Source organism: Cryocola sp. 340MFSha3.1, assembly GCF_000383315.1.
Lineage (GTDB): Bacteria > Actinomycetota > Actinomycetes > Actinomycetales > Microbacteriaceae > Leifsonia.
The window spans coordinates 1,933,047-1,945,534 of sequence record NZ_KB911087.1 but is presented as its reverse complement, the minus strand read 5'-3'; the positions used below and the strand labels follow the sequence as shown (position 1 = coordinate 1,945,534).

Sequence of the window (12,488 nt, the reverse complement as noted above, 5' to 3'; positions counted from 1 at the left end):
GCTCTCGACCCAACTGTCTATCCAGCTCTCGACCGGTCGAGACACCATGACCCCGAACAGAAGCGAGGGGGCGCGAGAGATGACGTCGACCGACCAGAAGAGGACGGACCGACCCGGGCGGTTCCCGGTGTGGGCGACCGTGCTGCTCGCCGTGCTGGGCGCGGTCATCCTGCTGGGATCGGGCGTGCTCGGCGGTCTCACCCTCCGCTCGGGTGCATCCACACTCGGGATGGCGCCGGCCCGGACCGCTTCGCTGTCGTCCGCGTCGGTGTGCGACGCCGAACGCATCGCGAGCGACGTGCTCCCCTCGATCGTGACGATCGGGGTGGTCGCCGGCGACGGCTCCGGCGGCACCGGCAGCGGGGAGATCATCTCCGCCGACGGCTACATCCTCACCAACAACCATGTCATCGCCCCCGCAGCGGAGGGCGCGAAGATCGCCGTCCTCTACAACGACGGGACGACGCACCCGGCGAAGCTCGTGGGGCGGTCGCCGCGCGCCGACATCGCCGTGGTGAAGGTGGAGGCCAGCGGACTTCCCGTCATCAAGCAGGGGGACTCCACAACGCTCAAGGTCGGCCAGCCGGTGGTCGCGCTCGGTGCTCCGCTGGGCCTCTCCAGCACGGTCACGACCGGAGTGGTCAGCGCCCTCGGTCGCACGGTCCCCGTGCAGAGCGACAGCGACCGCAACGCCGTGCTGGCGGATGCGATCCAGACCGACGCCTCGATCAATCCCGGCAACTCGGGAGGCGCGCTCGTCGACTGCGACGGCCGGCTCATCGGAGTGAACTCGGCCATCGCGACCGTTCCCGGCGCCTCCGGGGAAGCAGGCGGCGGGAGCGTCGGCATCGGCTTCGCGGTCCCGCAGGCGGTGGCGATGCCGATCGCGCAGCAGATCATCTCGACCGGCAAGGTGACCTATCCGATCTTCGGGATCTCGGTCACGCCCATCCAGCCCGGCCAGGGCGACAACGACCAGCCGGGACTGTACGTGCAGTCGGTGACGCCTGGTGGACCGTCGCAGCAGGCAGGCCTGCGGGCCGGAGATGTGATCACCCGCGTCGACGGCAGGCCCGTCGGCAGCGTCGACGACCTCACGGCGATCCAGCTCACGAGCAAACCCGGCGACGGTGTCGACGTGGTCTACGTGCGGGACGGCCGGCGCCAGACCACCACCGTGACTCTCGGTAGCGGCTGAGCGGGCGAGCGGGCTGAGCGGCTCAGGCGGGGCGTTCGACACCGATCGCGATCTTGAACCGGTCAATGATCCGGTAGCTGTCGCCCGGGCCGTTCTCCTCGACGCGTACCGTGTCATAGACCCGGAAGTCGAGGATGCGGAGCTCGCCCAGGCGCTCGGCCCGCTCGTTGAGGAGGGCCGAACGGAGCGGCGAGGTGGGGTCGCGGGGGATCAGTGGCGTGACGATCTCGCCGCGCCATCCATCGGTCGTCACGCTGACGAGCCCGGCGGCACGCTCCCGCGGATTCCAGTGCATCAGCCTCATCTCGTCCTCGCGTCCTCTCGTCGCACGTTGCGGTGTGTTGTGACGGAGCGGCCCGGCCGGTTCGATACCCGACGAGCGGGCCGAGCCACTCCGAAAGGGAGGCCCATAGGGGGCGCTCCGGTGGAGACGCGCGAAGCCCGATGACGCGCTCTCCGCTTATGTAGACGTTGTTGCCGAGCGATCGTGACGCGACGAACTCAGCTGCACAGCTTCCATTGGGCGCGCACCTGGTCGGCAGACAACGGGACGCCGTAGACGGCCGCGAAAGCGAGGCTCCCCGTGATCTGCCGTGCGGACGGAGTCTCCGGCCCCCAGTTGTCGAGGTTGTCGGCTCCGATGCGCCAATGGCCGGGAAACGCGTGCGCCTGCGTGACGGAGCCGTCGTGAGCGACCCTCTCGCCGTCGACGTACAGCGCCATGCCGTCGTCCGACAACGTCGCGGTGGCCTGGTGCCAGCGGCCATCGGTGTAGCTGGATGCGGAGGTCACGGTTCGGACGGCCTCCGGGAAGACGCCGAACACCAGACGGCCGTCATCCGTCAGGAACAGGTGGCGGTCGTAGTACGCCGAGACACCGTCGCTCGATCCGCTGAACCCCAGCAGCCGGCCGCCGCCCTCGGTCGCCTGGAACCAGATCTGGATGGTGAACCGGTCGACGGGCTGCCGAAGCGTCTCGTCCGTCAAGTTCCACTCGCCCGCGCCGGGGTGTCCCGCATAGCGTGCGGTGCTCCCGTGGACGAGGTCCGTCGCGGTGCGGGCTCCGGACTCGTCGTCCAGTCGGTACGCGAGCAGCGTGTCGGCCGCCGGGATCGCCTGGATGGCGGCGACGCAGCCCTGCGGAGCGGGCGCGGGGGCGGGGTCCGGCGGAAGCACCGGCGCCTCGGCGCCGGGCACGCTCGGAGCCACGGGGACGACGGGCTCGGTGATCGGAGAGTCGACCACGGGCGGAGTGCTGCCGTCGCCATCCGGAGCCGGAACGGGCACGACGCCCGTCGCAGGAGCCTCCGGCTTGAGTTGAGCCTTCTGCTCCGGCGTGGGACGTGACGTCTCGGCCACGCGGTCGGGCCCGTCGCCGCCCGCGCTCTGCGAGCCGGACGTGGAGCCGCTCCCGGTCTCGGCCGCGGCGAGCTCCGAGCCGGGTGCGGCGACGACCACCCCGCAGGTCAGGGCTGCCGCCGCCACCACACTGGCCGCGACGGCGGCCATCCCGGCCTTCGAACCACCCGTCGCCGCGCTCGACAGATGCCGCAGCCGGCCGCCGGTGCGGACGGTGGCCGCCGGATCGGCGGCCACCGGACCGGCCGGCGTCGTCTCGGTGAGCGTCGCCGCGACGGCGGTTCCCGATCCGCCGATCGTCGAGAGGTACGCGGTCGCGCCGGCGAGCCCCAGGAACAGGGGCAGGATTCCGAGAGCGATCCGCGAGCCGACGCGGTCGGCCTCGGAGGCGGCGTCCGCGCAGCGCTCGCAGGCGTCGAGGTGCTGCGTCACCTTGCGGCGGTCGGCCTTGGCGAGGCGCCCTCGAACGAACGGGCCGAGCTTCTTCAGCGTCCACGCGTGGATCGGGTCTTCGGTCGGTGCGCTCGCCAGGTGGGCGTTGATCCAGGACTGCCGGAGCCCTTCGCGTGCGCGGAGTGCGAGTGCGGAGACCGCGTTGGCGTTGAGGCCCATGAGCGGCGCCACCTCACGAGGCGCCATGTCTTCGATCTCGGTGTACCAGAGCACCTCCTGCCACTTGTCGGGCAGGGCGTAGAAGGCCTTCGCCATCGTCTGCCTGTCCATGCGGTCGAGGGCCGTGACCTCGCTGAAGGTCCAGTCTTCGATGACGTCGGCGTCTTCGATGTTCGGCGTCGTCTTCCGGCGCGACCAGTCGATGGCCACGTTGCGGACCGTCGTGGCGAGGTAGGAGCGGAATCCCGAGGTGGGGCCCTTGCCACGGCCGAGCGAGGTCAGGATGCGCGCGAACGCCTCCGACGCGAGATCATCGGGGTCGAACCGGCCGGTGATCGAGGCCGCCATGGCGCGGCCGGCCTGCCAATGCCGCTTCCAGAGCACGCCGTAGGCAAGCGTGTCTCCGTCTCGTGCGAGGACGATCAGGTCGGCGTCGGAGAGGTCGTCGAGTTCACCGGTCATAAGGGTCGGGTCCTTGAATAGCGGTACGGGCGTTCACTGACTTGGACGCAGTGAATTGCGGATCATGACGCGATCGAAGAAAAAAAGTTCTTCGTCGTCGATCGGGGATGGTGTGGCACCACCATCCCGCCCGTCCCCGCGGTCACGGGACCGTCGGACTGCGGAGAGACTGCGTAGGTCGGACGACCCGCCCGGTCAGCGCGTGCGGCGGCGGCCGCGTGTAGCCAGGTTCCAGAGACCGGCGAACAGCACGGCGCCGGCGACACCGTTCAGCACGCCGCCCACGACATCCGTGCCGTAGTGGACGCCGACATAGAGTCGGGACCAGGCGACAGCGAGCACGAACACGGCGCCCACGACGACCACGATGGCTCGGGGGAGCCCCGCGCGGCACACCATGGCCAGGGCCGTTACGAGCGCCGCGGCGAAGACCACGTGCCCGCTGGGGTAGCTCAGCGTCGCCGGCGAGATGTGCAGCACGTGGGTCAGGTCGGCGGTGGACGGCCGCGGCTGGGCGACGACCGTCTTGACGACCAGCGTGGTCAGCCAGCCGGCGCCCGTCACGACGCACGCGCCCAGCGCTCGGCGCCATCCCACCGCGAACAGCAGGATGACGAACACGACGACGAGGATCGCCGCCACCACGACGGGATGGTCGAGCCGGTCGAGCAGCAGGGCGGCGTCGTCGAGCAGAGGGGAGTTGACCCGGTTCACGGCCGCGTCGAGACCGTCGAAGCGCAGTGCGGGCAGCGCCTTCGCAGCGAAGCCGAGCCCGATCGTGACCGCGAAGAGGACGACGGTCCAGACGATCCAGTGGGCCGGGGCGCGCAGGGCCCACGAGGTCTGTCGCCGCGAGTGCATCCCCTCAGCGTAGGGAGCGGCTGCGCGCGAAGACTGGACGTCCGCCGCCCGACGGTGTGAAGACGCTCAGCGGACGAACGGTGCGACCGACCGCGTGATCGCCACGGCGCGGTCGGCGACCTCGGCGGCGGAGCCGTCCCCGCCCGCCTCGGCCCATTCGCGGACGGCGATGCGGATGGCGGCGATGCATGCGACGACGAGCAGCTCGGCGCGGGCGGCGGCGTCCTCCTCGTCCAAGGCTCCTCGGGGCACATCGTCGTCGTCCCGGCTGATGTCCGTCAGGAACGCGGCGACGGCGGAGACGAGTCCCGACCGCAGGTCGTCGAACCGTCCGAGACGGCGCCGGAGGAGGCCGGAGTGACGGGCGGCGATGAGCATGCGCGCCTCGCGGAGGTCCGCATCCTGCTCGTCCGGGAGTGATGCGGTGAACAGGGTGTCGACGAGGGCGGCGACGACGCTTCCCCGGTACGCGTCGGTCAGGCGGCGGCCGATCCACACCGGGTCGCCCCACGCGCGCCGCACGTCGAAGAGCGCGTCCTCCTTCGTGTCGAAGTAGTTGAAGAAGGTGCGGTGGGAGACCGGAACGCGTGCGCAGATCTCGTCGACCGTCACCTCGTCGAGGTCGCGCTCCAGCGCGAGTTCCAGGGTGGCGCGTTCGAGGTCGGCTCTGACCTGGGCCTTCTTGCGCTCGCGGAGGCCGTCGGTTGTTGAAGTTTGCATAGGAGGAAATTTTGCAGTTATGTACGTTGTTAGTTGACTTTGGTCACCTAATTATATATGGTTGATCGTCGTCAACCAATCGTGCGAAGGATCCACATGTCAACAACGCTCTCCAGGGATGGGTCACCGGTCGTGATGTCGCACCGGCAGGTGCTCGAATCCCTCTCCGGACTCCTGCTCGGGATGTTCGTCTCGATCCTCGCGGGCACGGTCGTGTCGACCTCGATGCCGCGGATCATCTCCGAACTGCACGGCGACCAGACCGCCTACACCTGGGTCGTCACCAGCACGCTGCTCGCCACCACGGTGTCGACGCCCATCTGGGGCAAGCTCGCCGACCTGCTCAACCGCAAGCTGCTCATCCAGCTCGCCCTCGTGATCTTCGTCGCGGGCTCCGCGATGGCCGGCTTCTCGCAGGACACCAACATGCTCATCGGCTTCCGCGTGGTCCAGGGCCTCGGCGCCGGCGGCCTGACGGCTCTGAGCCAGATCATCATGGCCGACATCATCAGCCCGCGTGAGCGCGGCCGGTACATGGGCCTGTTCGGCGGTGTCATGGCCGTGGGCACGGTCGGCGGCCCGCTGATCGGCGGCCTGCTGACCGACTCGATCGGCTGGCGCTGGAACTTCTTCGTCGGCGTGCCCGTCGCGGTGGTCGCGATCATCCTGCTCCAGTTCACGCTTCGCCTGCCGAAGCGTCCGGCGCGGAAGGTGCGCATCGACTACCTCGGCGCGATCTTCCTCGCGGCCGGCGTCTCGCTCCTGCTCATCTGGGTATCGCTCGCGGGCAAGAACTTCGACTGGTGGAGCGCCGAGACCATGTGGATGGTCGGAGGCTCGATCGCGCTCATCGTCGCGACGATCGTGACAGAGCTCGTCGTGAAAGAGCCGATCATCCCGCTCGGGATGTTCAAGAACCGTACGTTCACGCTCGCCGTCATCGCGTCGATCTCGGTCGGTGTCGCCATGTTCGGCACGTCCGTCTTCCTCGGTCAGTACATGCAGCTCGCCCGCGGCGCGACGCCGACGGAGTCCGGTCTGCTGACGCTGCCGATGATCCTCGGACTGCTGCTCTCCTCGATGATCGTGGGCAACCTGATCAGCCGGTTCGGCAAGTGGAAGGGCTTCATGATCGCCGGGTCCGTGCTGCTCACCGCCGGCCTGTACCTGATGAGCACCATCGAGTACGACACGAACTACGGGCTCGTCTCCCTCTACATGCTCGTGCTCGGCGCCGGCGTCGGCATGGTCATGCAGAACCTGGTGCTCATCGTCCAGAACACGGTGCGTCCGGACCAGCTCGGCGCCGCCAGCTCGAATGTCGCGTTCTTCCGCAGCCTCGGCGGCACCATCGGCGTCTCGGTGATGGGATCCATCCTGGGCACCGCGGTGAAGGACATGATGGCCGACCGCCACCAGGAACTGCTGACCGCCGTCGGCAAGCTCGGCGCGAAGGGCGTCGCCGCCGCCAAGTCGCTGCAGAGCGGGACGCTCCCCGAGGTCAACACCCTCCCGGTGCCGATCCGGACCATCGTCGAGTCGGTCTACGGACAGGCCGTCGCCGACATCTTCCTGGTCGCCGTCCCGCTCGCGATCATCTCCGTCATCGCCATCCTCTTCCTCCCGAACATCAAGCTCGGCAGCAAGACCGCCATCGAGCGGATGCGCGAGGAGAACGCCGAGACGCCGCTCGAGGCAGCGGAGGAGAACGCGGTGGAGGTCGCGGAAGCCCTGATCGGCGCCCCGGCCACCGGTTCGGTCGCCGCGGTCCGGCGGGTCGGCGACGGCGACAGCCCGGCTGGGAACGGTCGCTAGACGGTCACGTTATGATCGCGGCCATGGACAACACGGATCGGGTGGCGGCGGGCTCCGCCGCCACCCTTCCCGCCGCCCCGGAACCGGCGAGCGACGCGGCCATCTCCGAGGTGGAGGAGCAGTTCACCCGGCTGTTCAACCAGGTCGGCACGGCCATGCGCGACCGTGCGGTCCGCATCCACCCGGACCTGCAGCCGGGAAGCTACAAACTGCTGACGACGATCGTGCGCAGCGGCCCCATCCACGCCGGAGCCCTCGCCGCCATGCTCTACACCGACAAGAGCGTGATCAGCCGGCAGGTGAAGCTGCTGGAGGACATGGGCTTCATCGAGCGCAAGACCGACCCGACCGACCGGCGGGCCAGCTTCATCGCGGCGACGCCCGAGGCCATCGAGAAGGTCAACGAGGTGCGCGCCGCCGACCAGGCGACGCTGTACCGGGGCCTCCGGCGCTGGGGCGAAGCGGATGTGCGTCGCCTGGCGGAGTTGCTCGGCCGCCTCAACGAGGTCACCGGCTAGAACTCCCGGTGGCGATTCAGCGGGACGCTGGTACCCTTCGTCGGGTATGCAGTCCGCATCCGCCCCCCGTCGTTCCCGCGGCCGCCGCTCGGCAGGCCGTCGCGCCGCTGTGCCGACGCAGCGCGTGCGGATCCGGCTGCCGAGGTCGCGGAGACGCCCCCTGCTGCCGCTTCAGCACCGCATCGGCGTGAGCCTCGCGGTCATCGGCCTGGTGTGCGGATTCTCGATCGTTCCGACGGATGACGCGCTCGCATCCACCCTCCTCGTCGCGCCGTCGACGACGCTCGCGCCGGGTGACGGCGCGTCCGGCTCGACCACGGCCGCTGCGGCTGCACCGGCGCCCGCCCAGGAGCTGCTGGTCGATGCGACGATCGCCGCCCCTGTCGTCAACCGCGAGGACCTGAGCGCGACCGACGGCTTGCAGACGCTCGCCCGCGTCGGCACCAACGAGGCCTGGGCGAAGCTGGTGCTGATGTTCGGCGGCTGGCCGCAGACCGACGCGAACGTGACGGTGATGCTGCGCTGGATGCGCCAGGAGAACGGTCCGCCGGACTGGTGGAACCGTAACAATCCTCTCAACAACGGCTACGGCTCGGGCGGTGGAGCGGGTCTCGGCAGCTACCCGGACCTGATCAGCGCGGCCGAGTACTGCGCGAAGAACCTGCAGCGCGGTTACCCGGACATCGTGGCCGGGCTCGAGGCCGGCACCTCCGCCGATGCGACCGCCGCCGCGATCTGGGCCTCGCCCTGGGCGACCAGCCACTACGGCAACGGCACGCACTGGAGCACGCGCCCGGTCGAGATCGTGCAGGCTCCCGCCTCCGCCTGGGGGCTCTGACCCCCTTCGTCGAGGTGCACCTTGTTGCGCACTCCTGCGGCGTGTCGGGCACAACTACGTGCACCTCGGCGATGCTGCTCAGGACTTGGCGAGCCAGGTGCGCAGGCGGTCCAGCGGCCAGGTGGTGATGATCCGGTCGGCGGGGACGCCGTTCGCGGCGGCGCGCGCTGCGCCGTATGCGAGGAAGTCGAGCTGGCCGGGTGCGTGCGCGTCCGTGTCGATCGAGAAGAAGCATCCCGCGTCGAGGGCGCGCTGGATGAGGTCGTCCGGCGGGTCCTGACGTTCCGGCCGCGAGTTGATCTCGACGGCGACCTGGTTCTCGACGCACGCGGCGAACACCGCATCCGCATCGAACTCCGACGGCGGCCGGGTGCCGCGCGAGCCCTGCACCAGGCGGCCGGTGCAGTGGCCGAGGACGTTCGTGTGCGGGTCGCGGATGCCGCCCAGCATGCGCTTCGTCATCGTCCGCTTGTCGGAGCGGAGCTTGGAGTGGACACTGCCGACCACCACATCCAATCGGCCGAGCAGCTCGGGCGTCTGATCGAGCGTGCCGTCCTCGAGGATGTCGACCTCGATCCCGCGGAGCAGGGTCACGGAGCCGGTGTCGAGGCTTGCGATGACGTCCAGCTGCTCCTCCAGGCGCTCGGCACTGAGCCCGCTCGCCACGGTGAGTGTGGGGGAGTGGTCGGTGATCGCCTGGTACTCGCGGCCGAGCGTCGCGGCGGCCGCGGCCATGACCTCGATCGGGACGGTGCCGTCCGACCACTCGGTGTGGCTGTGCAGATCGCCTCGGAGCTGGGCGAGCAGGTCCGCGCCTGCCGTCTCGAGGGGCTGTGCGTTGCGCTCGCGCAGGTCGGCCAGGTAGTCCGGTACGCTGCCCTCCACCGCCTGCGCGATGACCTGGAAGGTACGGTCGCCGATGCCCTTGGTGCGCTTGAGCCTGCCGTCGGCGACCCGCGCGGCGAGCTCCTCCTGGTCGAAGGGCGCGATCGTGGCGGCTGCGCGGCGGAAGGCCTGCACTTTGAAGCTCGGGGCGAGCTCCCGCTCCAGCCAGAAGGCGATCTCGTTCAGCGCGTCGACGGCATCCATGCGCACCATGCTCCCACCGTGTCGGTGGTGGCCGGTACCGTCGGGCGCATGGGGAGAATCGTCTTCGACACGGCCGCGACCATCAACGGGTGGATCGCCGATGAGCACGACTCGCTGTCCTGGCTGTTCGCGGTGCCCGGCGGAGAGGAGCCGGACGAGAGCCTGATCCCCCGTGGAGCGACCGTGATGGTCGAGGGGCGCACGACGTACGAGTGGGTGCTGCGCGAGAGCGGCATCCTCGAGGCGCCGGAGAAGTGGCAGGAGTTCCACGGCACGCGCCCGACCTTCGTGTTCACCCACCGCGAGCTGCCGGTGCCCGAGGGTGCGGACATCCGCTTCGTCTCCGGCTCGGTGGCGGATGCGCTGCCGGAGATCCGGGAGGCGGCGGGCGACGGCGACATCTGGGTCGTCGGGGGAGGGGACCTGGCGGGGCAGTTCTTCGACGCAGGCGCGCTGGACGAGCTGGCGGTGTCGATCGCGCCGGTCGCGCTGACCGGCGGCGCGCCGCTCTTCCCGCGGCGGGTGGAGTCCGACCGCCTGCACCTCGAATCCGCGGAGGCGGTCGGTCAGTTCGCCCGGCTGCGTTACCGCATCCTGGCCGCAGAATCGACCGCCTGATATACCGTAGGTCGCGTTCGACGGAGGGATTCGACATGACCGCAGCGGCCGACAGCCACGATCTGATCCGCGTCCAGGGGGCGCGCGAGAACAACCTGAAAGACGTCAGCGTCGAGCTGCCCAAGCGGCGGCTGACGGTGTTCACGGGCGTCTCGGGGTCGGGCAAGAGCTCGCTGGTTTTCGGCACGATCGCCGCCGAGTCGCAGCGCATGATCAACGAGACCTACAGCGCGTTCGTCCAGGGATTCATGCCGTCGCTGGCCCGACCGGACGTCGACGTGCTCGAAGGGCTGACGACCGCCATCATCGTCGACCAGGAGCGGATGGGCGCGAACGCGCGGTCGACGGTCGGCACGGTGACCGACGCGAACGCGATGCTGCGCATCCTGTTCAGCCGGCTCGGCCAGCCGCACATCGGCTCGCCGCAAGCCTTCTCGTTCAACATCCCCTCGGTCACCGGACGCGGCGCGATCACCGTCGGCGGCAAGACGGAGTCGCGCGAGTTCACGCAGCTCGGCGGTATGTGCCCGCGCTGCGAGGGCATGGGCAGCGTGAGCGACATCGACCTCACCCAGCTCTTCGACGACAGCAAGTCGCTCGCGGAGGGCGCCATCACCATCCCGGGCTATACGGCCGACGGCTGGGCGGTGCGGATCATCGGAAGCTCGGGCTTCGTGCCCGCGGACAAGCCGATCCGTGAGTTCACCGAGCAGGAGCGCAAGGACTTCCTCTACAAAGAGCCGGTCAAGGTGAAGATCGAGGGCATCAACATGACCTACGAGGGACTCGTCCCCAAGGTCCAGAAGTCGATGCTGTCGAAGGATGTCGACGCGATGCAGCCGCACATCCGCGCGTTCGTGGAGCGCGCCGTCACCTTCGCGACGTGTCCCGAATGCGGCGGCACCCGGCTGAGCGAGGGCGCGCGGTCGTCGAAGATCGCCGACATCAGCATCGCCGACGCCTGTGCCATGCAGATCACCGACCTGTCGGACTGGGTGCGCGGGCTCGATGAGCCGTCCGTCCGTCCGCTGCTCAAGAACCTGCAGCACCTGCTCGACTCGTTCGTGGACATCGGGCTCGGCTACCTGTCGCTCGACCGGCCCTCCGGCACGCTGTCGGGCGGCGAGGCGCAGCGCACGAAGATGATCCGCCACCTGGGGTCGTCGCTCACCGATGTCACGTATGTCTTCGACGAGCCGACCGTCGGGCTGCATCCGCACGACATCCAGCGGATGAACGAGCTGCTGCTGCAGCTGCGCGACAAGGGGAACACGGTGCTCGTGGTCGAGCACAAGCCGGAGGCGATCGCGATCGCGGACCACGTCGTGGACCTCGGTCCGCGAGCCGGCTCGGCCGGGGGCGAGGTCGTCTTCGAGGGCACGGTGGAGGAGCTCCGCTCGAGCGACACTCTCACCGGCCGTCACCTCGACGACCGCGCGCACCTCAAGGAGACGGTGCGGACGCCGAAGGGAGCACTCGAGGTGCGCGGCGCCTCCGAGCACAACCTGCAGGGCGTGGATGTCGACATCCCGCTCGGCGTGCTGGTGGTCGTCACGGGGGTGGCCGGGTCGGGGAAGAGCTCCCTCATCCACGGGTCCGTGGCGCCGCGCGACGGCGTCGTGTCGGTCGATCAGGGCGCGATCCGCGGCTCGCGCCGCAGCAACCCGGCGACCTACACGGGGATGCTGGAGCCGATTCGCAAGGCGTTCGCGAAGGCCAACGGGGTGAAGCCCGCTCTGTTCAGCGCCAACTCCGAGGGCGCGTGCCCGAACTGCAACGGCGCCGGCGTCATCTACACCGACCTCGGCGTGATGGCCGGCGTCTCGACGGTGTGCGAGGTGTGCGAGGGCAAGCGCTTCGACGAGTCGGTGCTCGAGTACCACCTGGGCGGCCGCGACATCAGCGAGGTGCTGGCGATGCCGGTCACCGAGGCCGAGGAGTTCTTCGCGGGAGGGGAGGCGAAGCTGCCCGCTGCGCACGCCATCCTGCAGCGGCTGTCGGATGTGGGGCTCGGCTATCTGACGATCGGTCAGCCGCTCACCACGCTCTCGGGCGGCGAACGGCAGCGGCTCAAGCTGGCGACGCACATGGCCGAGAAGGGCGGTGTGTACGTGCTCGACGAGCCGACCACCGGCCTGCACCTGGCAGACGTGGAGCAGCTGCTCGGACTTCTCGACCGGCTCGTCGACGCGGGAAAGTCGGTGATCGTGATCGAGCACCACCAGGCCGTGATGGCGCACGCCGACTGGATCATCGACCTCGGGCCCGGCGCCGGCCACGACGGCGGCCGGCTCGTCTTCGAGGGCACCCCCGCCGACCTCGTCGCCGCCCGCTCCACTCTCACCGGCGAGCACCTCGCCCGCTACGTCGGCGCCTGACCCCTCACCCCCCACCGTCG

The 12,488-nt window shown here is 69.7% G+C and carries 11 protein-coding genes; 6 read left to right on the top strand and 5 right to left on the bottom strand.

Features of this window, described 5'->3' with window-relative positions:
* The first annotated feature begins 79 nt into the window (after positions 1-79).
* Positions 80-1,198, top strand: coding sequence for a S1C family serine protease (locus H284_RS0109275; RefSeq protein WP_020076023.1), 1,119 nt, complete (start codon positions 80-82; stop codon positions 1,196-1,198).
* A 22-nt stretch (positions 1,199-1,220) separates the two neighbouring features.
* Here the strand turns inward: H284_RS0109275 and H284_RS0109270 are convergent, their stop codons facing one another.
* The 4 genes from H284_RS0109270 to H284_RS0109255 form a co-directional block, all read right to left on the bottom strand.
* Positions 1,221-1,493: a hypothetical protein gene (locus H284_RS0109270; RefSeq protein WP_020076022.1), complete on the bottom strand. Its 273-nt coding sequence runs from the start codon at positions 1,491-1,493 to the stop codon at positions 1,221-1,223.
* 206 nt (positions 1,494-1,699) lie between these two features.
* The gene (locus tag H284_RS0109265; RefSeq protein WP_020076021.1) at positions 1,700-3,631 is read right to left on the bottom strand and encodes a sigma-70 family RNA polymerase sigma factor; all 1,932 of its coding nucleotides are present in this window, start codon (positions 3,629-3,631) and stop codon (positions 1,700-1,702) included.
* A gap of 195 nt (positions 3,632-3,826) precedes the next feature.
* A complete protein-coding gene (locus H284_RS0109260; protein WP_020076020.1) occupies positions 3,827-4,492 on the bottom strand; it encodes a phosphatase PAP2 family protein in 666 nt (221 codons plus the stop codon).
* Positions 4,493-4,558: 66 nt separating this feature from the next.
* Positions 4,559-5,212, bottom strand: a complete 654-nt coding sequence (locus H284_RS0109255) for a TetR/AcrR family transcriptional regulator (RefSeq protein WP_020076019.1) — start codon at positions 5,210-5,212, stop codon at positions 4,559-4,561.
* Between the two features lie 135 nt (positions 5,213-5,347).
* Here H284_RS0109255 and H284_RS0109250 point away from each other — a divergent pair, with 135 nt between their 5' ends.
* Genes H284_RS0109250 through H284_RS0109240 form a run of 3 tightly spaced genes read left to right on the top strand, consistent with a single transcriptional unit; the run spans position 5,348 to position 8,383 of the window.
* The gene (locus tag H284_RS0109250) at positions 5,348-7,027 is read left to right on the top strand and encodes an MDR family MFS transporter (RefSeq protein ID WP_020076018.1); all 1,680 of its coding nucleotides are present in this window, start codon (positions 5,348-5,350) and stop codon (positions 7,025-7,027) included.
* Between the two features lie 23 nt (positions 7,028-7,050).
* Complete coding sequence (locus H284_RS0109245) at positions 7,051-7,545, top strand: MarR family winged helix-turn-helix transcriptional regulator (protein ID WP_231371139.1); 495 nt, start codon at positions 7,051-7,053, stop codon at positions 7,543-7,545.
* A gap of 46 nt (positions 7,546-7,591) precedes the next feature.
* On the top strand, positions 7,592-8,383 hold the full coding sequence (locus H284_RS0109240) for a hypothetical protein (protein WP_231371138.1): 792 nt from the start codon (positions 7,592-7,594) through the stop codon (positions 8,381-8,383).
* 78 nt (positions 8,384-8,461) lie between these two features.
* Here the strand turns inward: H284_RS0109240 and H284_RS0109235 are convergent, their stop codons facing one another.
* On the bottom strand, positions 8,462-9,472 hold the full coding sequence (locus tag H284_RS0109235) for a PHP domain-containing protein (RefSeq protein WP_020076015.1): 1,011 nt from the start codon (positions 9,470-9,472) through the stop codon (positions 8,462-8,464).
* A gap of 48 nt (positions 9,473-9,520) precedes the next feature.
* On the opposite strand from H284_RS0109235, the gene H284_RS0109230 reads away from it, so the two are divergent.
* Both H284_RS0109230 and H284_RS0109225 read left to right on the top strand, forming a co-directional pair.
* Positions 9,521-10,090, top strand: a complete 570-nt coding sequence (locus H284_RS0109230) for a dihydrofolate reductase family protein (protein WP_029042883.1) — start codon at positions 9,521-9,523, stop codon at positions 10,088-10,090.
* 35 nt (positions 10,091-10,125) lie between these two features.
* Positions 10,126-12,468 (top strand): ATP-binding cassette domain-containing protein, encoded by a 2,343-nt coding sequence (locus H284_RS0109225; protein WP_020076013.1) that lies wholly within the window; start codon positions 10,126-10,128, stop codon positions 12,466-12,468.
* Positions 12,469-12,488 lie beyond the last annotated feature (20 nt).

Coding starts and splice junctions, on each gene's coding strand:
- H284_RS0109245 (WP_231371139.1), top strand. CDS start 7,051: ATGGACAACACGGATCGGGTGGCGGCGGGCTCCGCCGCCACCCTTCCC.
- H284_RS0109230 (WP_029042883.1), top strand. CDS start 9,521: ATGGGGAGAATCGTCTTCGACACGGCCGCGACCATCAACGGGTGGATC.
- H284_RS0109235 (WP_020076015.1), bottom strand. CDS start 9,472: ATGGATGCCGTCGACGCGCTGAACGAGATCGCCTTCTGGCTGGAGCGG.
- H284_RS0109270 (WP_020076022.1), bottom strand. CDS start 1,493: ATGCACTGGAATCCGCGGGAGCGTGCCGCCGGGCTCGTCAGCGTGACG.
- H284_RS0109255 (WP_020076019.1), bottom strand. CDS start 5,212: ATGCAAACTTCAACAACCGACGGCCTCCGCGAGCGCAAGAAGGCCCAG.
- H284_RS0109225 (WP_020076013.1), top strand. CDS start 10,126: ATGACCGCAGCGGCCGACAGCCACGATCTGATCCGCGTCCAGGGGGCG.
- H284_RS0109250 (WP_020076018.1), top strand. CDS start 5,348: ATGTCGCACCGGCAGGTGCTCGAATCCCTCTCCGGACTCCTGCTCGGG.
- H284_RS0109240 (WP_231371138.1), top strand. CDS start 7,592: ATGCAGTCCGCATCCGCCCCCCGTCGTTCCCGCGGCCGCCGCTCGGCA.
- H284_RS0109265 (WP_020076021.1), bottom strand. CDS start 3,631: ATGACCGGTGAACTCGACGACCTCTCCGACGCCGACCTGATCGTCCTC.
- H284_RS0109275 (WP_020076023.1), top strand. CDS start 80: ATGACGTCGACCGACCAGAAGAGGACGGACCGACCCGGGCGGTTCCCG.
- H284_RS0109260 (WP_020076020.1), bottom strand. CDS start 4,492: ATGCACTCGCGGCGACAGACCTCGTGGGCCCTGCGCGCCCCGGCCCAC.